At 64.5% G+C, this 21,211-nt stretch carries 11 protein-coding genes and 2 pseudogenes; 10 read left to right on the forward strand and 3 right to left on the reverse strand.

Features of this window, described 5'->3' with window-relative positions:
* Window positions 1-91 precede the first annotated feature (91 nt).
* From CAL18_RS10020 to CAL18_RS10065, 10 genes and pseudogenes are all read left to right on the forward strand, one after another.
* The gene (locus CAL18_RS10020; RefSeq protein ID WP_094817778.1) at window positions 92-6,238 is read left to right on the forward strand and encodes a DUF3320 domain-containing protein; all 6,147 of its coding nucleotides are present in this window, start codon (window positions 92-94) and stop codon (window positions 6,236-6,238) included.
* A 375-nt stretch (window positions 6,239-6,613) separates the two neighbouring features.
* Window positions 6,614-7,701, forward strand: a protein-coding gene (locus CAL18_RS10025; protein ID WP_094817779.1) for an IS3 family transposase whose coding sequence is annotated in 2 segments (ribosomal slippage) — window positions 6,614-6,866 and window positions 6,866-7,701 — 1,089 coding nt in all. Because the reading frame shifts where the segments join, the coding sequence is not laid out codon by codon here.
* Window positions 7,702-7,733: 32 nt separating this feature from the next.
* Window positions 7,734-7,929: pseudogene (locus CAL18_RS20020) on the forward strand (IS21 family transposase); the annotation flags it as partial.
* A 136-nt stretch (window positions 7,930-8,065) separates the two neighbouring features.
* Window positions 8,066-8,851: an IS21-like element helper ATPase IstB gene (istB, locus tag CAL18_RS10035; protein ID WP_094817780.1), complete on the forward strand. Its 786-nt coding sequence runs from the start codon at window positions 8,066-8,068 to the stop codon at window positions 8,849-8,851.
* A 497-nt stretch (window positions 8,852-9,348) separates the two neighbouring features.
* Window positions 9,349-9,780, forward strand: coding sequence for a MarR family winged helix-turn-helix transcriptional regulator (locus tag CAL18_RS10040; RefSeq protein WP_249278396.1), 432 nt, complete (start codon window positions 9,349-9,351; stop codon window positions 9,778-9,780).
* Between the two features lie 51 nt (window positions 9,781-9,831).
* Window positions 9,832-10,230, forward strand: coding sequence for a tautomerase family protein (locus tag CAL18_RS10045; RefSeq protein WP_094817781.1), 399 nt, complete (start codon window positions 9,832-9,834; stop codon window positions 10,228-10,230).
* Window positions 10,231-10,356: 126 nt separating this feature from the next.
* Window positions 10,357-11,256, forward strand: a pseudogene (locus CAL18_RS10050) (LysR substrate-binding domain-containing protein).
* Window positions 11,257-11,416: 160 nt separating this feature from the next.
* Entirely contained in the window at window positions 11,417-12,409 is a 993-nt protein-coding gene (locus CAL18_RS10055; protein WP_026638237.1) for a Bug family tripartite tricarboxylate transporter substrate binding protein, read from the forward strand.
* A 34-nt stretch (window positions 12,410-12,443) separates the two neighbouring features.
* Window positions 12,444-13,241 carry an enoyl-CoA hydratase/isomerase family protein gene (locus CAL18_RS10060; protein ID WP_026638238.1) on the forward strand — a complete coding sequence of 266 codons (798 nt, stop codon included), beginning with the start codon at window positions 12,444-12,446 and terminating at the stop codon, window positions 13,239-13,241.
* A 6-nt stretch (window positions 13,242-13,247) separates the two neighbouring features.
* Window positions 13,248-15,344 (forward strand): acetate--CoA ligase family protein, encoded by a 2,097-nt coding sequence (locus tag CAL18_RS10065; protein ID WP_094817782.1) that lies wholly within the window; start codon window positions 13,248-13,250, stop codon window positions 15,342-15,344.
* Here CAL18_RS10065 and CAL18_RS10070 read toward each other — a convergent pair.
* Genes CAL18_RS10070 through CAL18_RS10080 form a run of 3 tightly spaced genes read right to left on the reverse strand, consistent with a single transcriptional unit; the run spans window position 15,341 to window position 21,185 of the window.
* The gene (locus CAL18_RS10070; protein ID WP_038851897.1) at window positions 15,341-16,831 is read right to left on the reverse strand and encodes an efflux transporter outer membrane subunit; all 1,491 of its coding nucleotides are present in this window, start codon (window positions 16,829-16,831) and stop codon (window positions 15,341-15,343) included. The two genes, CAL18_RS10065 and CAL18_RS10070, sit on opposite strands and share 4 nt — an antisense overlap.
* Window positions 16,828-20,034, reverse strand: coding sequence for an efflux RND transporter permease subunit (locus CAL18_RS10075; RefSeq protein ID WP_094817783.1), 3,207 nt, complete (start codon window positions 20,032-20,034; stop codon window positions 16,828-16,830). The genes CAL18_RS10070 and CAL18_RS10075 overlap by 4 nt, the downstream gene beginning before the upstream one ends.
* The gene (locus CAL18_RS10080) at window positions 20,031-21,185 is read right to left on the reverse strand and encodes an efflux RND transporter periplasmic adaptor subunit (protein WP_038851898.1); all 1,155 of its coding nucleotides are present in this window, start codon (window positions 21,183-21,185) and stop codon (window positions 20,031-20,033) included. Before CAL18_RS10080 ends, CAL18_RS10075 begins: the two co-directional genes overlap by 4 nt.
* Window positions 21,186-21,211: the final 26 nt, after the last annotated feature.

Here is a 21,211-nt window from a genome sequence, read left to right on the forward strand (position 1 = left end):
CCCCTACCTGCCATGCCCCGCAACTAGCGCTAATATCGTGGCAAGACGTAACAGGGCGAAATTGTTGTTACGGGGCACCACAAGGGATTCCATGGACGAGACACAAGCGCAAGGCTCGGCCGTCGCTGCCGAACTGAAGATCGGCGCAACTCTGATCGCCAAATTGAACCTGGCGGACTTTCAGAATGCCGTTCCGCTGATCCGGGACCTCTGGCTGGTCAACGAAACCGACCAACCACATGAGCAGGTCGAGTTGGTCCTGACGTCCGACCCGCCGTTTCTCAAGCCGCGCCGTTGGCGGATTGATGCGCTGGCAGCGGGCTCCCGATACCCAATTCGCGATGTGGATGTGACCCTGGACGGCGGACTCCTGGCTCGGCTGACCGAAGCTGAGACGGCTACGGTCTCTCTGGCATTGCGTCCCGTGGGCGCGGATGCGTCCACCCCTGCTCTTGCCCAGCGCGATACCCATCTGGAGTTGCTGCCACGCAATCAATGGGGCGGCATCTCGCATCTGCCCGATCTGGTCGCCGCGTTCGTTCAGCCCAACGATCCGGCAGTGGATCGGCTCCTCAAGCGCACCGCCGAGGTGCTGCGCGAGAACGAACGAAACCCAGCGCTGGACGGCTACACCGGCGGTGGCAAGCGCGCCTGGGAACTGGCCTCGGCCATTTGGGGTGCCGTGGCTGGCATGCAGTTGGACTATGCCTTGCCGCCCGCCAGTTTCGAACAGTCGGGCCAGAAGGTGCGCAGCCCCAGTCAGATCGAAAGTTCAGGCCTTGGAACATGCTTCGACCTCACGTTGTTGTTCTGTGCCGCGCTCGAGCAAGCAGGCTTGAACCCGCTGCTGGTCTTTACGGAGGGACACGCCTTTGCCGGCGTCTGGCTGCAACCGGAGGAGTTCTCCACCACGGTCGTCGACGACGCGACTGCCTTGCGCAAGCGCCTCAAGCTAAAGGAACTGGTGCTTTTCGAGACCACCCTGATCACCCAGCGACCCACTGTCCCGTTCAGCTATGCAACTGAACGCGGGGCTCAGCAGGTGGACGAATCTCAAGATACGCGATTCCGCTTGGCCGTCGACATTCGCCGGGCACGGCTGCAGCGCATCAAGCCGTTGGCCAGTGCGGGAGCGGCGTCTGCTACGACGTCGGACAACGAAAATTCACCGTCCGTGTCCGCCGTGCCAAAAATAGAAGACGCGCCTGACCTTCCAGACAGCGCACCGGCCAATGCAGAAGATGTTAGCCAGTTCGACCCCAAGGACCGCCTGCTTCGCTGGCAACGTAAGCTGCTGGACCTTTCGCTGCGCAACAATCTGCTGAACTTCAAGGGCGGCAAGAAGGCGCTCAAGCTGGAAGCCCCGGACCCTGCCGCGTTGGAAGATATCCTGGCCAGCGGCCAGCCTTTGAAGCTGCGCCCGCGTCCGGATCTGATGGACGGCGCTGATCCTCGTGATCAGGCCATCTACGAATCCCGCGAACGCGAGGACGTGCGCCGCGCGCACGCGCTGGAAGCCCTGCAGAAACGCGAGGTTTTCGTTGCCGTTCCCGAAACCGAGCTCGATTCGCGTCTGACCGAGCTGTTCCGCGGCGCCCGCACAACTCTGCAGGAAGGCGGTGCCAATACGCTGTATCTCGCCCTGGGCTTCCTGTCTTGGACACGCGAAGACCGCGACGGCCAGCGCTACCGCGCTCCGTTAATCCTGGTGCCCGTCCGCCTGCAGCGCAAGAGTGCCCGCTCGGGGTTCGCCCTCTGGCTGCATGACGACGAGCCCCGCTTCAATCCGACCTTGATCGAGATGTTGCGCCAGGACTTCGATCTGAGCCTAGGCACCCTCGAAGGTGCACTACCGCAAGACGAGACCGGCCTGGATGTCGCTGCGGTCTGGAAAGCCGTCGGTCACGCCATCAAGGACATCAAGGGCTGGGAAGTCACTGAGGACGTGGTGCTGTCCATGTTCTCGTTCGCCAAGTACCTGATGTGGAAAGACCTGGCCGAGCACAGCGAACAGTTGCGCCAGAATCCGGTCGTGCGCCACCTGCTCGACACTCCACGCGATACCTATCCACCTGGCGCTCCGTTCCCGCAGGTGCGTGAACTGGACCAGCACTTCGACCCCAAGCAAGTATTCTGCCCCCTGCCGGCAGACTCCTCGCAGTTGTCGGCCGTGCTGGCCGCCTCGCAGGGCAAGGATTTTGTCCTGATCGGCCCACCCGGCACCGGCAAGAGCCAGACCATCGCCAACCTGATCGCTCAATCCCTGGCGCAAGGCCGGCGCGTACTCTTCGTGTCCGAGAAGATTGCGGCCCTGGACGTTGTATACCGCCGCCTGCGCGAAATCGGCTTGGGTGAGTTCTGCCTGGAACTGCACTCGAGCAAAGCCCGCAAGCTCGACGTGCTCGCACAGTTGCAATCCGCATGGGCCAGCAGCGGCAAGGCCGATTCCGAGCAATGGAGAGCCGAAGCCGACAAACTCAAACGCTTGCGCGATGCGCTGAACATCTATGTGGAACGCCTTCACCAACGTCGCCGAAACGGCCTGAGCCTGTTCGATGCTATCGGCACCGTCAGCGCGGGACATGACGTTCCGACACTCCCGTTGACCTGGCCCGCCGCTGATCATCACGATCATGCTGGTATCGAACAGCTCCGCAATGCCGTGGACCGCCTGGAAGTCAACGCACAGGCCATTGGCCATACCGCGCTGGCACAGCACCCTCTCGCCCTGGTTGGCCGGGGAGACTGGTCGCCCACCTGGCAACAACAGCTGATCGCCGCTGCGCGGGAGGTGCTTCCCGCCGCCCAGGCGACAATCGAATCCGCCCAGGCGCTAGCCCAGGCCATCGGCCTGCCCTCGCCCGCGTTGACACCCGAAACCTGTGAAGCGCTGCTGCTCCTCGCCCAGCGCCTGCCTGTGGCGGCAGGACACGACTGGCGCTTTGTCCTGCGACCCGACGCACGCAGTCTTAGCCAACGCTTGCAGCAAGGCGCGGCACTGGTTCGCCGCCATGCGGAACTGAATGCGCAACTCTCCGCACTATGGTCTGCTTCTAGCGTGACTGCGGGCAACGACGGGGTCGACACTCTGCTCACCCAGATCGCGCAACACCAAGCCGCGCTGTCGGCCCCTTATGACGAATCCATCGAACAACTCGACATCGCCGAGTTGCAGCGCATGTGGGAGCAGGCCGAACAGTCGCTGTGGCCCAGATCCTGGCTGGGCAAACGCAAGATCGAAGCGCAACTGTCCAGCGCCACCAAAAGTGGATTAAAGCCCGATGTCGCCAACGATCTGCAGCATTGGAGCGCCATATTCGCCTTGCGCCAGCAGCTTCAGGACGACATGAAGCAAGCACTTGCCGCCCTGGACGACTTAACAGAGTCAACCGCGGGCTTGTGGAAAGGTCTCGCCACCAACCTGGATGACCTCGAGCAGGCCTGCCAGCTCCAAGAGGATCTGGCAACCGTGGTGGCCCGCCTGGCTACTACGCCCGAACAGATCTCTGTCTGCAAGGCACCGCTGCATGCACTATTGGGGGACGCCAATGCACTGCTGGAGCCGGATGGTCGAATCGCGCTGGCCGGCGCTAGGTACGTGGAGAAATGGGAACAGCTGCTACCCCGACGCGAGGCACTAGCGACAACCGGGCATTTTGCCGAGGCCGCGCAAAGGCTGTGGCAGTCCATGTCACTCGATGGGCTGATCGAGCAAAGCCAATCCATCGTGCGCACCGAACACGGTCTGCGCAGTTGGTGCGCATGGCGCCAGGCTCGCGACGAGGCGCTGGCACTCGGGCTGGCCACGCTGGTCCAGGGCATCGAGCAAGGCCAGGTCGGTCCCAACCAAACACGCCGAACCTTCGAGACTAACTACGCGCGCTGGTGGCTCAACGCCGTAGTCGATCACGAGCCGGTCATCCGCGGCTTCGTCAGCGCCGAGCACGAACAGCGCATCCGCGATTTCCGGGAGCTCGATGAGCGCTTCACCGCCCTAACCCGGGACTGGCTGCGTGCCCGCCTGTGCGCCGACCTGCCCTCGCAGGACAACGTCAGCCGCAACTCCGAATGGGGGCTGCTGCGGCACGAGATGGGTAAGAAGCGCGCACACCTACCCTTGCGCGAACTGATGACCCAGATTCCCGAGGCGCTGACCAAGCTCACGCCCTGCCTGCTGATGAGCCCGCTGTCCATCGCCCAGTACCTCCAGGCCGGCGCCAACGCATTCGACCTAGTGATCTTCGACGAAGCCTCGCAGATCCCGGTCTGGGATGCGATCGGCGCCATCGCCCGCGGCCGCCAGGTCGTCATGGTCGGCGACCCCAAACAGTTGCCGCCGACCTCCTTCTTCGACCGTGCCGAATCCGGGCTGGATGACGAAGACGTGGAGGCTGACCTGGAAAGCATCCTCGACGAGTGCATCGGCGCCAATCTGCCTACACGGAATCTCAATTGGCACTATCGCTCCCGCCATGAAAGCCTGATCGCCTTCTCCAACCATGCCTACTACGACGGCGGACTAGTCACCTTTCCGTCCCCCGTCACCAATGATCGCGCGGTCAGCTTGCAACTGGTGTCGGGTGCCTATCAGAAGGGAGGCACGCGGACGAACCCCGCAGAGGCCAAGGCGCTGGTTGCTGATGTCGTGGCGCGGCTGACGACCCCCGGCTTTCGAGAAAGCGGGCTGACCATCGGCGTGGTCACCTTCAACGCCGAGCAGCAGAAGCTGATCGAGGACATGCTCGACGACGCACGACGCAAGGATCCACGTCTGGAGCCCTACTTCGCCGAGGAGGAGTTGGAGCCGCTGTTCGTCAAGAACCTGGAGAGCGTGCAGGGCGACGAGCGCGATCTTATCTATTTTTCCATCACCTACGGCCCGGACCCGGCAGGCCAACTGGCCATGAACTTCGGCCCGCTCAATCGCCAAGGCGGCGAGCGCCGACTCAACGTGGCCATTACCCGTGCACGTCACGAACTGCGCGTGTTCGCCAGCTTCCGGGCCGAGCTGATGGACTTGGCGCGCACGCAAGCCATCGGCGTGCGCGACCTCAAGCACTTCTTGGAATTCGCCGAACGCGGTGCCCGTGCACTGGTAGAAGTCAACCGCGGCAGCGTGGGCGGCTTCGACAGTCCGTTTGAACAGGCCGTGGCCACCGCCCTGGCCCGGCGCGGCTGGCACGTCCAGCCGCAGATCGGTGCCTCCTCGTTCCGCATCGACCTCGGCATCGTCGATCCCGACGCCCCCGGACGCTACCTGGTCGGTGTTGAGTGCGATGGCGCCACCTATCACCGCAGCGCCACGGCGCGCGACCGCGACAAACTGCGCGAGCAAGTCCTGCGCGGCCTGGGATGGGACATTGTTCGCGTCTGGTCCACCGACTGGTGGATCGATCCGGCCGGCACGCTCGACAAGCTGGATGCCCGGATCCGGGCCGTGCTCACAGCTCAGCGCGAGCGGCGCGCCGAACAGGCCGAGCGCGAAGCCGAGGCCGAGCGTCTGGCGCAAGCGGCCATCGCGCAGACCATGGCATCGGTGACGAAGCCAGACGAGGATGCGGCGCCCCCCGTCCATAACGCGGACCCGATCGAATCGGAAGTCTCGGCGACCGCTCCGCCACAGCAAGTCCAGGAAGTCTTTGCTCGCCAGGTCTCCGCAGTAGCAACCCATGCCGATGCCGAAGAAACTACGCTACCGGAAGCCTCGCTCTATCGGGTCACCGATCCCACGGAAGCAGTCGCCGGCGCCAATCCCGATCGTTTTTTCGACGGTGAATACAACGACGTCCTGTCGGCCATGATCGCCCACGTCGTCGAGCAGGAGGGGCCCGTGCTCGACGCCCTACTGGCCCGTCGCATCGCCCGTGCCCACGGCTGGCTGCGCACGGGCGGACGGATCCGCGAACGCGTGTTCCAACTTGCCCGGGCCCGTTATCGGACGACGGATGAAGAGGTTGGCACGTTCTACTGGCCCACACATCTCGATCCTGCGGCAGAACCTCCCTTCCGCGAGCCCGCAGACGAGGACAGCGTACGGGCGGCTGACGAAATCAGTCTCGCGGAACTGGCTTCGCTGGCTCGCGCCGTCATCGCACAGGGCACTCAAGACGAAGGGATCTATCAAGCAATGGCGCGCAGGCTCGGGCTCCAACAGCTACGAGCAGCCAGCCGGGCACGTCTTGAAAATGCTGTGCGTTGTTTGCCGTCGAACCCCGAAAACTACCGGGGCAGCCAATGATCAAACATCTTGAAATCGCGCGATCAGGTTTAACCACGGCAGATTGGTGGAATCCATAGTGCATATGCCGCCAGCGGACGCTGAGGCAAACTACTGGCAGCCCGTTGCCAATACCGTGCAGGCTGACGCCTGCACTTCAACGGACTAGCCTCCACCAAACCAAGTGTGATACAGACATCCGATAAGTAGCTATTGAAGGTCAGCGATCGGCTAGAAGCGTTCGGCTGGATGTGTCCTTGGCATCAGCGTCATCCAACTTGTGACACCTGACTTAGCACCACAAAAAATGCCACTGATAACGCAAAACACATGGTAATCCCCCCGCAAAAGCGATGGGGTCAGAAGTAGAATTTTCTCGTTGAAGAGTTCTACCGCATGAAGAAGTCGAGATTTACGGATAGCCAGATCATTGAAGCCATCAAGCGCGTAGAGGCTGGTCTTGCCGTTCCTGAGCTGTGTCGAGAGCTGGGCATCAGCTCGGCGACGTTCTACAAGTGGCGATCGAAGTACGGCGGCATGGACGTATCGCTGATGGCGCGCATGAAGGAGCTGGAGGCCGAGAACGCCCGGCTGCGCAAGATGTACGTCGAAGAGAAGCTCAAGGCCGAGATCGTGGCGGAGGCGCTAGAAAAAAAGTGGTGAGGCCAGCTCGCCGCCGCGAGATGGCCCGACATGCCGTGCAAGATCGCGGCGTATCGATCCGGATGGCTTGCGAGGCGTTCAGCATTAGCCAGACCTGCTATCGGTACGTCGCCAAGACCGACGCCGAGAACGAGGAGATCGCAAACTGGCTGCTTCGCCTGACGGACAACCACCGCACCTGGGGCTTTGGGCTGTGCTTTCTGTACCTGCGGAATGTCCGCGGCTTCCAGTGGAACCACAAGCGTGTGTACCGGATCTATCGCGAGCTCGAACTGAACCTGCGTATCAAACCGCGCAAACGGCTGGTTCGGCAGACGCCCGAGCCGTTGACGGTACCGACCCAGGTCAACCAGGTGTGGTCGATGGACTTCATGCATGACCAACTTGCCGATGGACGTAGCATCCGAGTGCTGAACGTGATCGACGACTTTAACCGCGAGGCGCTGGGCATCGAAGTCGACTTCTCGCTGCCTTCGGAGCGTGTGATTCGCACGCTCAAGCAGATCATTGGCTGGCGAGGAAAGCCCTTGGCCATTCGGTGCGATAACGGTCCCGAATACCTGAGCGCGGCAATTGTCGATTGGGCCGGGGCATGGGGCATAAAGCTCGAATACATCCAGCCGGGCAAGCCCCAACAGAATGCCTACGTCGAACGGTTCAACAGGACCGTGCGCTACGAATGGCTGTCCCAATATCATTGGGACGATCTGGACCATGTACAACGCGTCGCCACGCAGTGGATGTGGTCCTACAATCACGAGCGCCCAAATATGGCTCTGGGCGGATTTACCCCAAAACAGCGGCTCGCCATGGCCGCGTAGCCTTCCTACTTCTGGCAATTGCTATAAATGGGGGGATTACCGAACGGTTCAACGGCTATCTGAAGAGCAGCTTCGTCACCCCGTTGGCTGCGACGCTGAAGACGGCCGGCCTGCTCCTCGATGTCGATACGGCCAATGCCCATATCGGCCGCTGGTTGGCAGAGGTGGCGCAGCAACGCATCCACGGCACGACGGGTGAGAAGCCCGAAGTGCGCCTTGCTCACGAGCGACATAGTTTGATGAGCCTGCCCAGGGCGTTCGCTACGCCGCCGGCCGTTACCGTAAAAACTGCAGATATGGTGATTCCGCACGAGAGCCTGCAGCACCCGCTGTCGGTGTACGGCGCCTTACTGGAGCATGCCGCATGAACCTGCAGCACGCACGCATCGCCGAGCTCTGCATCCAGCTCAAGCTCGAGCGCATCGCGGCCGACTGGGCCCACCTCGCACAGCAAAGCGCCGACGAGCAAGCAAGTTTCGCCGATTTCCTGGAGAAGATCCTGAGCGGCGAACACCAGGCAAAACGGGAGCGCAGCCGCTCGACCTTACTGAAGATGGCAACGCTGCCAGCAGTCAAGACGCTGGAGCAATACGACTTCGCCTTCGCCAGCGGCGCACCCCGCGCGCAGATCCAGGAACTGGCCAACCTGGCATTCATCGACCGTGCCGAGAACATCGTCTTGCTCGGACCCTCCGGCGTGGGCAAGAGCCACGTGGCAATTGCCCTGGCATATCGCGCCACCATGGCTGGCGTGAAGACCCGCTTCATCAGTGCCGCCGATCTCATCCTGCAGCTGAACGCGGCACATCGGCAAGGACAGCTCAAGCAGTACTTCAATCGAGCCGTGCTTGGCCCACGTCTGCTCGTCATCGACGAGATCGGCTACCTGCCCTTCGGGCGCGATGAAGCAAATCTGTTCTTCCAGGTGGTCGCCAAGCGCTACGAGCGAGGCAGCATCATCTTGACCAGCAACCTGCCCTTCCCTCAATGGGCCAGCGCCTTCGCCGACGACCAGACGCTCACGGCAGCCATGCTCGACCGCCTTCTGCATCACGCTCACATCGTGCAGATCAGTGGCGAAAGCTATCGGCTCAAGGACAAGCGCAAAGCCGGCAACAGCCCGGCTCGGGCTCGGACTGCTGCCCAATAACCCTTCAACCCCAGGGGGTCAAATTTACTTCGGCGCGAGCGCCGACAAAGGGGTCAGTTTTCAACCGGCGTTGACAGATGGGACGTGGTACGCAAGCGCCGGGTCTATGAGGCGATAAGTCTGCATCTCAATCCATTCCTTCCCCTTGAAGCCGCCAACCCCGAAGCAGCGCTCCTACAGCGCGCCGCCACTTTGGATGTGGTCGGTATGAACCGCCACCGGTTAACCCCGTGCGTCATTCGCGGTGTAGATGCGGCCTTTCCGCGAGCAGGGTTCCGTGAAGAGATCCTCCATACCATCACGGACAAACCACACATGCCGTGCTCGCATGCACACCTACTAGGAAAGTGCGGATTCGCGAGGCTGGCTCGCTCCAATCCTTTGGATCAAGTGCCGTACGTAAACTCGGCAACGGGAGGGCGTGCCGGATATCGATGACAAATCGAAGACAAGTTGGCGTCCCTTCTTTATTGTTGCATTGCTAACTAAATGGCGGTATGCTTGCTGCCACCATGTTTGAACAATGCCTGTATTTCAACACCACGTCGCTGGCCAGGAAACTAGACCGGCTATGGTCCGCGGCGTTCAGCCCGTTCGGCCTGACGCCGTCGCAAGCCTTCTTGCTTAGGATGATCCTGGCCGGACCTGGCCGCCACCAATCCGACCTCGCACGGGAAATGAACATCGCGCCAGCTACGATGTCGCGCACGCTGGATGGCTTGGAAAAGCTCGGGTATGTCAGGCGCCAGGTATCCAGCCACGACCCGCGGGGCATGCAGGTCTTTGCCACCGAAAAGGCGCAGTCCATCGGCCAGGCGCTCGAGGCCGCCAGCGGCTCGGTCACGCGGCGGTTCAAGCAGCTGCTGAGTTCGGAAGGATTCGACGACGTCGTTGCCCAGATACGCCGAGTCAGCGAGGCCTTGGAGTGACGATCGATTTTCTTGCCCAAATAGTTGCATTGCTAATAAAAGGAGGCCCACATGCCAATTTTGAACGTGAAGGTCAGCGCCACCCGGTCTCCGGAACTGGGCACACAGATCAACGAATTCCTGCTCGACATCACCAGCCGTATCTTGGGCAAGAAGCGTGACGTCACCGCCATCACCATCGACTATGTCGACCCGCAAGACTGGTTCATCGCCGGGGTGCCGCTTGCACGCACCGGCAAGCGCAGCTTCTATCTTGAAATCAAGATCACGGACGAGACCAATACCAAGGATGAAAAGGCCCGCTACGTCGCCGAGGCGTTTTCCGGCTTCGAGCGCATCCTGGGTGACCTGGACGAGGAAAGCTACGTGTACGTGCAGGATGTCCGGGCGGCGGCCTATGGATACGGGGGCAGGACGCAGGAGTTCCGCTACCATCATCCGCGTTCCTAGGGGAACGGCATCTTCGGCGCTTCGGCGGGTTCGCCTGCCGTCACGCCCCTTGGCGTCCCGCTCGCCCTGGCTGCCGGGCATCCGCTATCCTGTCGCAAGGCCCTGCTTCCGCCCTTCGGCTGCCTCATGAAACGCGTTGCCGTTCCCCTGAATCCGTTGCGCGCCTTCGAGGCCGCGGCCCGCCTGCTCAGTTTCACGCGGGCCGCTGCCGAGCTGCACGTCACGCAGGTTGCCGTCAGCCGCCAGGTACGCGTACTGGAAGACTACCTAGGGGTCTCGCTCTTTGCGCGCGGCCCGCATTCCATCACGCTGACCGAGGCGGGCGCTCGCCTGTATCCGTCGATCAGCCGGGCGCTGGACGAGATCTCGCACGCCGCGTCGCTGGTCAGCCGCCGCAACCGCCCCGACGTGCTCGCCATCCAGGCCTACACGACCTTCGCCCAACACGGCCTGATCCCGTTGCTGCCGCGCTTTCACGAAAAGTACCCGGGCATCGAAGTACGCCTGTCGGCCTCGACCCAGGCCGTGGACTTCAGCCACCAGGACTTGGACGCCGCCATCCGGTCCGGTGCCGGCCAGTGGCCCGACTACGAAAGCGACTTTCTAGCCCCGATCGAGCTGGTTCCGGTGGCCAGCCCCGCCCTAATCAAGACGATTGGCGGGTTCCGCCGGCCTGCCGATCTGGCGCGCGTAACGCTGCTGCATTCGCTGGCGCGCCCGGACGATTGAAACGCCTGGCTGCACGCGGCCGGCGTCAAACGCCCTGGAAGGCTTCGCGGGCTGCGCTTCGAAAACTCGGCCATGGCCTACGAAGCCGCCATCCAAGGCCTGGGATGCGCCATCGGCATCCGTGCGCTGGTGGAGCGCTATCTGGCTTCCGGCGTGCTGGTCGCTCCCTTCGGCGCGCTGACGCACACGCTGCCTGGCGGCTACTACCTGGTGCGGCCGAAAGGCCGCATCGAGCCTCCCGCCTTGCGCATCTTCCGCACCTGGCTGCTGCAGGCGCTGCCTCGCGCATCGGGATAACCGTCCCGATGCCTGGACCGGTCGCCGCAGCGTAGCCAAACAAAATGTTTGTCTAGCGAGGACAAATTGTTGTTTGTCGCCGCCGGCTGCGCGTCCCACAATCGCACCAGCCTCCCCCGGCGAGGCATGCCCGATCCCCCCGATAACACAGGAGACAACCATGCACCCCGTATCGATCCGCGGCGGCGTGCGCCGGCTCGTGGCGGTCCTGCTCGGCGCCGTGCTTGGCGCAGCTGGCTCCAGCGCGCACTCGGCCTTCCCGGAAAAACCCGTCACCCTGGTGGTACCCTTCGCGCCCGGCGGCGGCACCGACGCCATTTCCCGGTCCCTGGCCGAGGGGATGAGCAAGGACCTGGGCCAGCCGGTCATCGTCGAGAACCGTCCCGGCGCCGGCACCGTCATCGGGACCAACTACGTGGCGCGCAGCCAACCCGATGGCTATACCCTCGTCATGGCGACCTTCGCGCATGCGGTCAATCCCTTCATTCATCCCAACTTGCCTTTTGACACCGCAAAGGCTTTCGCGCCCGTCGCGCTGGTCGCCCACTCGCCCAACATACTGGTGGTCAACCCCGAGCAACCTTTCCACAGCGTCAAAGAGTTGCTGGACTATGCGCGCGCGCACCCCGGCGAACTGAACTACGGCTCTTTTGGCAACGGCACCTCCGCCCATCTGGCCGGTGAACTCCTAAAGAGGCTAGCCAAGATAGACCTGACGCACGTTCCCTACAAAGGCAGCGCGCCTGCGCTAACCGACCTGCTAGCCGGGCAAATCCAAGTCATGCTGACCACGGTGGCCAGCGTGGCACCCCACATCAAGAGCGGCCGGTTGCGCGCATTGGCCGTCACCTCCACCCAGCGCTCGGCCGCCTTTCCCGATCTGCCCACGCTGGACGAAGCCGGCGTGCCGGGCTACCAGGCCGAAAGCTGGTACGGCATCTATGCGCCGGCGGGCACCCCCGAAGACGTCATTGCGCGACTGAACGCCTCGGTCGCCAAGGCCGTGCAAACGCCATCTTTCCAGCAACGCGTGGCCGACGAGGGCTTGATCGTCGACGTGGGTCCGCCATCGCAGCTTTCCGATTACGTGGCCGCCGAGGAGAAACGCTGGGGACAGGTGGTTCGCGACGCTGGCCTGAAGATGCAGCAATGACCCTGTTCCATTCCTTCCACAGCCTGACCGCATCATGATCGACACATCCTGCGCCGTGCTGCTTGACGTCACAGACGGCATCGGCACGCTGACCCTGAACCGCCCCCACGTGCGCAACGCCATCGACGACGCCATGCGCACGGAACTACTGCAAGCGCTGGACCGCGTCGCGCGCGACCCGGCCATACGGGCGCTGGTTGTCACCGGCGCCGGCAGCGCGTTTTGCGCCGGCGGCGACATCAAAGGCATGAAGGCGCGCCTGCAAGCGCCGCAAGGCGAAATCGCCTTCAATGGCTGGTCTCGCCAGCAACGCACCCACCAGGCGGTCGGCGCGCTGTTTCACCTGCCCAAGCCAACGATCGCCGCCGTCAACGGAGCGGCTGCCGGCCTGGGCTGTGACATGGCCTTGTCGTGCGATTTCATCGTTGCCTCCGACGCCGCGCACTTTTCGATGACCTACATCCACCGAGGGCTCATTCCGGATGGCGGCGGCCTGTATTTCTTGCCGCGCCGCATCGGTCTTGCCCGTGCCAAGGAACTGATTTACTCGGGCCGTCGCGTCCATGCGCCAGAGGCGCTGCAGCTCGGCATGATCGACCGGCTCTCTTCGCCCGACGCGCTGCTGGCCGACGCACGGCAATGGGCAAGCGAGCTGTCGCAAGGCTCGCCTGCCGCGCTGGCATTGGCCAAGACCATGCTCAACCAAACATTCGAGCTCAGCGCCGAGCAATCCTTCGCCATGAGCAGCCAGGCCCAGGCGATTTGCTACACGTCGACGCAGCACCGCGAATCGGTCGCGGCCTTCCTGGCCAAGACCGCCGCAAAGGGGTAGGCCGCGATGCGCAATCTGGATCGCCTGCTGCGCCCCCGCAGCGTGGCCGTGATCGGCGCGTCATCCGATCCCGCACGCACCGCCGGCCGCCCCATCGCCTACCTGCAAAAGCATGGATATGGCGGACGGATTTTTCCCGTCAACCCGCGCAGCGACACTATCGCCGGGCTACCCTGCTACGCCGACGCCGCAGCGCTGCCTGAGGCGCCAGACGTCGGCATGGTGCTGCTGCCGGCCGAGCGCGCCGTATCGGCCGTGCGCGACCTGGCCCGGCGCGGTGCCGGAGCAGCCATCGTGCTGGCAAGCGGTTTTGCCGAAACCGGCGCCGAGGGCAAGGCCCGCCAGCAGGCGCTGCGCGAGGCCGCCGGTGACATGCCGCTGCTCGGCCCCAACACCATCGGCCTGGTCAACTTGACCGACGGGATCACGCTGTCGGCCACCGGCGCGCTCGAGCTGGACGAGCTATATGCCGGTTCGATCGCCGTGGTCTCGCAAAGCGGCGGCGTCCTCGGCAGCATGCTATCGCGCGCCGCCAGCCGCGGCATCGGCTTTTCCAAGCTGGTCTCGACCGGCAACGAAGCCGACCTGGATGTGTCCGACTTCGTGCTGGCGCTGCTGGACGATCCCGCCACCGCCGTCATTGCGTTGTACATCGAGGGCCTGCGCAAGCCCGAGGCCTTCCGGGCTGCTGCCCGCCGCGCGGCCGAGGCCGGCAAGCCGCTGGTGGTGTTCAAGGTGGGGCGGTCAGAATCGGGCGCGCGATCGGCCGTATCGCACACCGGCGCGCTGGCCGGCGCCGACGGCGTGTACGATGCGTTGTTCGCCCAGGCCGGCGTGATCCGCGCGCAGACATTTGCCGACCTGCTCGACATTCCCGCGGCGCTATGCACCGGCCGGCGCCTGGCTGGACCGCGCATCGCCATTTTGACGTCGACGGGCGGGGCCGGCACGCTCGTGGCCGACAGCTGCGGCATGGCAGGCCTGGACACGCCGCCGCCCGATGGGGCGACTGCCGGACGCCTGAACGCATTGCAGGCCGGTAACGAGGCTGTCCTCGACCGCAATCCGATCGACCTGACACTGGCCGGCGTCAAGCCGGATCTGCTGCGCGCCGCGCTGGATGCGCTGCTGGCCAGCCCCAGCTATGACGGCGCAGTGGTCATCGCAGGATCGTCGTCGCTGCAACATCCCGATCTGGTCAGCGGCGTGGTCAAGGACTGCCAGCAGCGCAGCGACAAGCCGGTGCTGGTTTACGTCAGCCCGCATGCCCCGCACATCTTGTCCGGACTCAACCGCTGCGGCATCCCCGCTTTCGCGGCGCCGGAAAGCTGCGCGGCGGCCTTCTCGGCGATGCTGGCCTTGAACCGCACGGCGCGCGCCTTGGACGACACCGCCGAACGGCAGGCCAAGCCGGCATGTGCTACAGAGGCCAGTCTTGCAACCTTGGCCCGCGGGCCGCTGAACGAAGCCGAGGCCAAGCGGCTGTTTGCTCGCTATGGCATTCCCACGGGGCGGGAGGCAGTGGCAGCCGATCCCGCACAAGCCGCCTCGCTGGCCGCTCGGTTTGGCGACAAGGTAGTGCTGAAAATCCTCTCGAGCCACATCGCCCACAAAAGCGAACTGGGCGGCGTCTCTGTGGGCGTGCCCGTCGAAGATGTCGGGGCACGCGGGCAAGCCATGCTGGAGGCAGTCGCTGCCGCCACCGATGCGCCCGTCGAGGGTTTGCTCGTCCAGGAGATGATCAGCGGTGGCGTCGAAATGATCCTCGGCTTTCACCGCGACCCGCAGCTCGGCCCCGCCATCCTGCTGGGGGCGGGAGGGGTAGCGACGGAGCTATTCAACGACACCGCACTGCGGTTGCTGCCGCTGACGCGCAGCGATGCACGCGAGATGCTTCGCAGCCTGAAGACATGGCCGCTGTTGGACGGCTACCGCGGCCGCGCGCGCGCCGACGTGGCGGCGCTGGAAGACGCCATTCTGGCCTTTGCGGCCATGGCCGAACAGCTGGACGAAGCACTGCTCGAAGCGGAGATCAACCCGCTATTCGTGCTACCCGAGGGACAGGGCGTAAAGGCCGCCGACGCGGTGGTGATATTGCGCTAAGCCGCGACGTCCTGCGCCCCAGCGGTGCGCCGTCCCCATCCTCCGCCAAGGGCGCGCACCAAGTCCACTGCCGCGCGCAGCCGGTCGCCTTCGGCGCGGGCGACGGCCTGTTGCTGCGTCAACCACGCCCGCTCTGTTTCCAGCACGAACAGGTAGTCCACGTCGCCGGCATCGAAGCGATCGCGGGCTTCGGCTCGCGCACGCGCTGCGCCGGCCTGGGCGGCACGCAGCCGCTCCAGGCGCGCATCCAGGTCGCGTACAGAGGCGAGCCCATCCTCGACCTCCCGGAATGCGCGAAGCACCACCTGCCGGTACTGGGCCAGCCGCTCCTGGTAGGCTGCCTCGGCCTGGGCGAGTGCGGCGCGCCGCCTTCCCCCGTCAAATGCCGTCAGGTTCAAAGCGGTCCCCACCAGTGGTCCGAGCAGGAACGTGCGCTGCGACCAGTCGAACAGGCTACCCAAGCTGGCGGACTCGTAGCCGAAGGCGCCAGTCAGGCTCAACGATGGAAAGAAAGCGGCCTTGGCAATGCCTATGCGGGCGTTTTCCGCTGCCATCGCCCGCTCGGCTGCGGCAATGTCGGGACGCCGCTCGAGTAGCGAAGAAGGCAAGCCTGGCGGGATGGACAAGGCCACGAATGACTGTGGTCGCACCGGCAGCGAAAACCGGCTCGGGAATTCACCCAGCAGCACGGCCAGCGCATGTTCGGCCAGGGATCGCTGCTGTCCCGTCGCGATGCGCTGCGCCTGGACTTGCGCAAGCTGCGTCTCGATGCTGGCCACCACGGCCTCGGTCACCACGCCTTGGTCGCGCTTGCTTTGCACCAGCTCCAAGGTCTGCGTCCACGCCAACACGCTTTCGTCCAGAATGGCCGCCTCGGCATCCAGCTGCCGCAGCAGCAGGTAGTGATGGGCCACGTCGGCCTGGATGATCAACTTGAGCGCACTCGCCTGGGCGCGCTGCCCGTCTGCATCGGCTTGCGCAGATTGCACGGACGCGGAGACGCGCCCGAACACATCGACCTCATACGCGACCGCGGCTTGCGCCCGCCAGCTCGTCCGCAGCATGGCGGCATCGGCGTCGGAACCGCCCTGCCCTGCGCTGGCTAAGCGTTGCCGGCTGACACCCGTGCCGATGCCGATTTCCGGCAGCCACGCCGCACGGGCCTGGTCGACGAGGGCGCGCGCAGCATCCAGGCGCGCCACCGCCGCTGCCAGTTCCTGGTTGGCTGCGACCGCCCTGGCCTGCAACGCAAGCAGGTCATCGTCCTGCAGCATCTCCCAGCCGACGGGTTCGTCATGATGGTCGGCCGGCTCGGCGATCTTCCAGCTGCCGCCGGACTCCGCGTGCGCAAGCAGCGTCGCCTCCCTGTATTGTTCGGGCACATCCATGACGGGCGCCCGATACGCCGGCGCAACCGAGCATGCGGATAGGGCCCCAGCCAGGATTGCCATGCCCATTACTTTCGAAAAGATGGATCCGCTCATCATGAGGATGCCTCATTTCCGTTACCCAGGAGCACGTGGGGCACCGCCTCGGGCGCATCCCGGTGCGCGGGCGAGCGGAGCGGACGGCCGGACAGCTTGCGCACCGCCAGATAAAAGACGGGCGTCAGGAACAGGCCGAACACGGTCACGCCCAGCATGCCGAAAAACACGGACACCCCCATGGCCTGTCGCATTTCCGCGCCAGCGCCTTGCGATACGACCAGCGGCACCACGCCCATGATGAACGCCAGCGAGGTCATCAGGATCGGCCGCAGGCGCAGGCGGCAGGATTCGATGACGGCCTCGAGCGTGGTGCGACCGGCCATCTCCAGCTCGCGGGCGAACTCGACGATCAGGATGGCGTTCTTCGACGCAAGGCCCACCAGCACGATCAAGCCGATCTGCGTGAAGATGTTGTTATCCCCGCCGGTTAGCCAAACGCCTGCCAAAGCAGAGAGCACGCTCATCGGCACGATTAGGATGACTGCCAACGGCAGCGTCAGGCTTTCGTACTGCGCCGCCAGCACAAGCAGGACCAGCAGCACGCAGAGCGGGAAAATCCACAACGCGCTATTGCCGGCGATGATCTGCTGGTAGGTCAGGTCCGTCCATTCGAACGCGATGCCGGGCGGCAAAGTCTTTGCCGCGACCCGTTCGATGGCCGCCATCGCCTGCGATGACGAGTAGCCCGGCGCCGGCGCGCCGCTGATATCCGCAGCGACATAGCCGTTGTACCGGGTGACCAGCTCGGGACCGTAGGCCTGCTCCACGCGCGCCAAGGCTGACAATGGCACCATCTGCCCGTCGGCGGTGCGCGTCTTCAGCTGCAGAATGTCTTCCGGATGGGCGCGATACCGGGCATCGGCCTGGATCCGTACCTGGTAGACCCGCCCCAGGAGGTTGAAGTCATTGACATAGAACGAGCCGAGGTAGGCCTGCAGGGTCTGGATCACCTCCGTGATCGACACGCCCAGCTGCTTGGCCTTGGGTCGATCGACGATGAGGCGCAGCTGCGGCACATTGATTTGGTAGGTGGAAAACAGCGGGGTCAGGGCCGGCTCCTGCTTGGCCTGCCCGATGAAATCCTGGGCCGCCTTGTAAAGCGCTTCGTAACCCAGGTTGGCACGGTCTTCGAGTTGCAGCTTGAATCCGCCCAACGACCCCAGGCCCATGACTGGTGGCGCCGGAAACACCCCGGCGAACACGGCCTCATCCATGTCCGCATACTTGGCGTTGAGCGACGCGGCGATGCCGTCAGCACTCAGGCCGCGTCGCTCGGCAAAGGGCTTGAGCAGGATGAATGACAGGCCCGAGCTCGAACTGGTGGTGGTTCCATTGATGGACAGGCCGGCGTAGGAGGAACTATCGGCCACGCCAGGCTCTCGCAGCGCGATCTCGGTCATCTCCGCCAACACCGCGTCCGTGCGTGACAAGGATGCCCCTGCCGGCAGCTGGACGAAACTAATGAGGTACTCCTTGTCCTGCGCGGGCACGAAGCCACCCGGAACGATCTTGCCGAGCAAGGCCGTGGCCGCCAGCAGGATGCCGTACACGGCCAACACCACGGCCTTGCGCCGGCCCAGGCCCGCGACGCTGCGGCCATAGCGTTCCGAGCCCAGGGCGAAGGCGCGGTTAAAGCGTGCGAAAAAGCGGCCGAACACCCGGTGCATGGCCCGAGTCAGCCAGTCGGACTGCGCACCGTGCGGCTTGAGCAGCAGTGCCGCCAACGCCGGCGACAAGGTCAGCGAGTTGATCGCCGACAGCACCGTGGATACGGCGATCGTCACGGCGAATTGCTGGTAGAAGCGGCCGGTCAACCCCGACAGAAAGGCCAGCGGCACGAACACGGCGACCAGGGTCAGCGCGATGGCGACGATGGGGCCGCTGACTTCCCGCATCGCGCGGTAGGTCGCCTCGCGCGGGGTCAATCCCATCTCGATGTTGCGCTCGACGTTCTCCACCACCACGATCGCGTCATCGACCACGATGCCGATCGCCAGCACGAGCCCGAACAGGCTCAAGGCGTTGAGCGAGAACCCCAGCACGTGCAGGAAGGCCATCGTGCCGACGATCGACACCGGAACTGCCAGCAGGGGAATGATGGATGCCCGCCAGGTTTGCAAGAACAAGAAGACGACGACCACCACCAGCGCAATGGCTTCGAACAGCGTCTGTACGACCGCGTCGATGCTTGCCTCGACCGACCGCGTCGGGTTGTAGACGATGCGGTAGTCCAGGCCTTGCGGAAAGTTGCGCTTCAGTTCTTCCATGGTCGCCTTGACGTCGGCGGCGATGTTCAAGGCGTTGGCGCCGGGCGCCTCCATGATGGCCAACGGTACGGCCGCGTCCCTGCCCAGGTAGGCGCGCACGCCGTATTCCTGGGCGGCCAGCTCGATGCGCGCCACGTCGCGCAGCAGCGTGGTGCGCCCATCATGCCCGGCGCGCAGCACGATGCTGCCGAACTCCTCCGTCGTGCGCAGCCGCCCTTCGGCGCTGACCGAAAGCTGGAAGGGTGCGTCTTCCACCATGGGCGCGGCACCGATGCTGCCCACCGGGGCCTGGGCATTCTGTTCGCGGATGGCTGCCACCACGTCGCTGGCGGTCAGCCCGCGCGCGGCCACCGCATCCGGATCCAGCCAAATGCGCATGGCATAGCCGCCGGGCCCCCACAGGTTGACCTGGCCGACCCCGTCGATGCGGGCCAGGCGATCACGCACATTGCGGATCGCGTAGTTGCTCAGGTAGTTGGCGTCATAGCGCCCGTCGGGCGACACCATGTGCACGGCCAACGTGATGTTGGGCGAGCTCTTGATGGTCGTGACGCCCAGCCGCTGGACGTCCTCGGGCAACCGCGGCAACGCCTGCGAAACGCGATTCTGCACCCATTGCTGGGCCTGATCGGGCGAGGTGCCAAGCTTGAATGTGACGGTCAGGTACAAGTGGCCGTCGGCATTGGACAGCGACTGCATGTACAGCATGTTCTCCACGCCATTGACCGCCTCTTCGATCGGCGCGGCAACGGTTTCGGCGATGGTGCTGGCATTGGCGCCCGGATACTGGGCATGCACGACGACCGAAGGCGGGACGACCTGCGGATACTCGGAGACGGGCAGCTGGAACATGGCGATGGCCCCGGCCAGGAACATCAGCACCGACAACACGCCGGCAAAGATCGGCCGGTCGATGAAGAATCGCGAGATGTTCATGGCGCCTGCTCCTCGCCTGTCAAGGCGGCCACGACCGCCTGCACCCGGTCGCCTGGCCGCACGCGCCCCGCTCCTTCGACGATGATGCGGTCGCCAGGCGCAAGGCCAGCGCGCACGACGCGCTGGCGCCCCTGTCGGCTGCCGAGCTCCAGCTGCCGGTACTGAACGTGTCCTTCGCCATCGACGACCAGGACATAGCGCCTATCCTGGTCGGTGCCGATGGCCGTTTCGTCGACCAGCACGGCCGGATAGACACTACTGGCCTGTATGCGGATGCGCGCCTGCAGGCCCGGAATCATGCGGCCATCGGCGTTGTCCACCAGGGCACGCATCCGGATCGTTCCGGAACGCGTGTCCAGCCGGTTGTCGACCGAGTACAGCCTGCCTGCGTGGGGAAACCCCTCCTCACCGGCGAGCCCCACTTGCACCTGCACGGACTCGTCGCCGGCGCGTCCACCGAAGTAGCGCAGGTAGGTGTGCTCGTCCGCATGGAACGCGGCGTACAGCGGATCCAGGGTGACGATGGCAGCCAGCGGCATGGCGTCGCCTCCTGCCTTGACGACGTTGCCTGCCGTCACCTCGGGGCGTGAGATCCGTCCCGTGATCGGGGCCCTGATACGCGCATAGCCCACGTCCAGCCTGGCGCGCTCGACGGCGGCCAGCGCAGCCTGGGTCGCCGAGCGCGCCTCGCGCGCCGCGTTTTCCAACGCGTCGACATCGCGCTTGGCCGCGGCGTTTGCAGCCAACAGCCGCCTGCCCCGTTCGAGCTCGCCGGCCGTATAGCGTTGCCTGTCCTGCGCCTGGGCCAGCACGGCCTGCGCGCGCTTGAGCTCGGCCTCGAATGGCGCCGGGTCTATCGTGAACAGCAGGTCACCTTCGCGCACCAGCTGGCCATCCCGGAAATGCACCGACAGCAGGGTACCTTCGACTCTGGGACGGATTTCCACCTGTTCGACGGCTTCCAGGCGCCCGGAATACTCCTGCCAATCGTTCACGAACTGGCGCTGTGGCGCGCGCACCTTGACCACGGGCAGTTCGGGCGCCTGCGGCGAGGCCTGCGAAGGTGCATCAAGCAGGATGGCGGCTAGCCCACCTGATAACGCTGCGATGGCAGCCGATAAAGCTGCCCGACGGGAAATGGAAACGGCCATGGCACAAACCCTGCGTAGGAAAATGA

The sequence above is a fragment of the Bordetella genomosp. 7 genome (assembly GCF_002261415.1).
GTDB lineage: Bacteria > Pseudomonadota > Gammaproteobacteria > Burkholderiales > Burkholderiaceae_B > Bordetella_A.

What these genes read in the sequence shown, in the direction of transcription:
- CAL18_RS10020 (WP_094817778.1), top strand. Translation starts at nt 92, where the DNA reads ATGGACGAGACACAAGCGCAAGGCTCGGCCGTCGCTGCCGAACTGAAG.
- istB (WP_094817780.1), top strand. Translation starts at nt 8,066, where the DNA reads ATGAACCTGCAGCACGCACGCATCGCCGAGCTCTGCATCCAGCTCAAG.
- CAL18_RS10040 (WP_249278396.1), top strand. Translation starts at nt 9,349, where the DNA reads ATGCTTGCTGCCACCATGTTTGAACAATGCCTGTATTTCAACACCACG.
- CAL18_RS10045 (WP_094817781.1), top strand. Translation starts at nt 9,832, where the DNA reads ATGCCAATTTTGAACGTGAAGGTCAGCGCCACCCGGTCTCCGGAACTG.
- CAL18_RS10055 (WP_026638237.1), top strand. Translation starts at nt 11,417, where the DNA reads ATGCACCCCGTATCGATCCGCGGCGGCGTGCGCCGGCTCGTGGCGGTC.
- CAL18_RS10060 (WP_026638238.1), top strand. Translation starts at nt 12,444, where the DNA reads ATGATCGACACATCCTGCGCCGTGCTGCTTGACGTCACAGACGGCATC.
- CAL18_RS10065 (WP_094817782.1), top strand. Translation starts at nt 13,248, where the DNA reads ATGCGCAATCTGGATCGCCTGCTGCGCCCCCGCAGCGTGGCCGTGATC.
- CAL18_RS10070 (WP_038851897.1), bottom strand. Translation starts at nt 16,831, where the DNA reads ATGATGAGCGGATCCATCTTTTCGAAAGTAATGGGCATGGCAATCCTG.
- CAL18_RS10075 (WP_094817783.1), bottom strand. Translation starts at nt 20,034, where the DNA reads ATGAACATCTCGCGATTCTTCATCGACCGGCCGATCTTTGCCGGCGTG.
- CAL18_RS10080 (WP_038851898.1), bottom strand. Translation starts at nt 21,185, where the DNA reads ATGGCCGTTTCCATTTCCCGTCGGGCAGCTTTATCGGCTGCCATCGCA.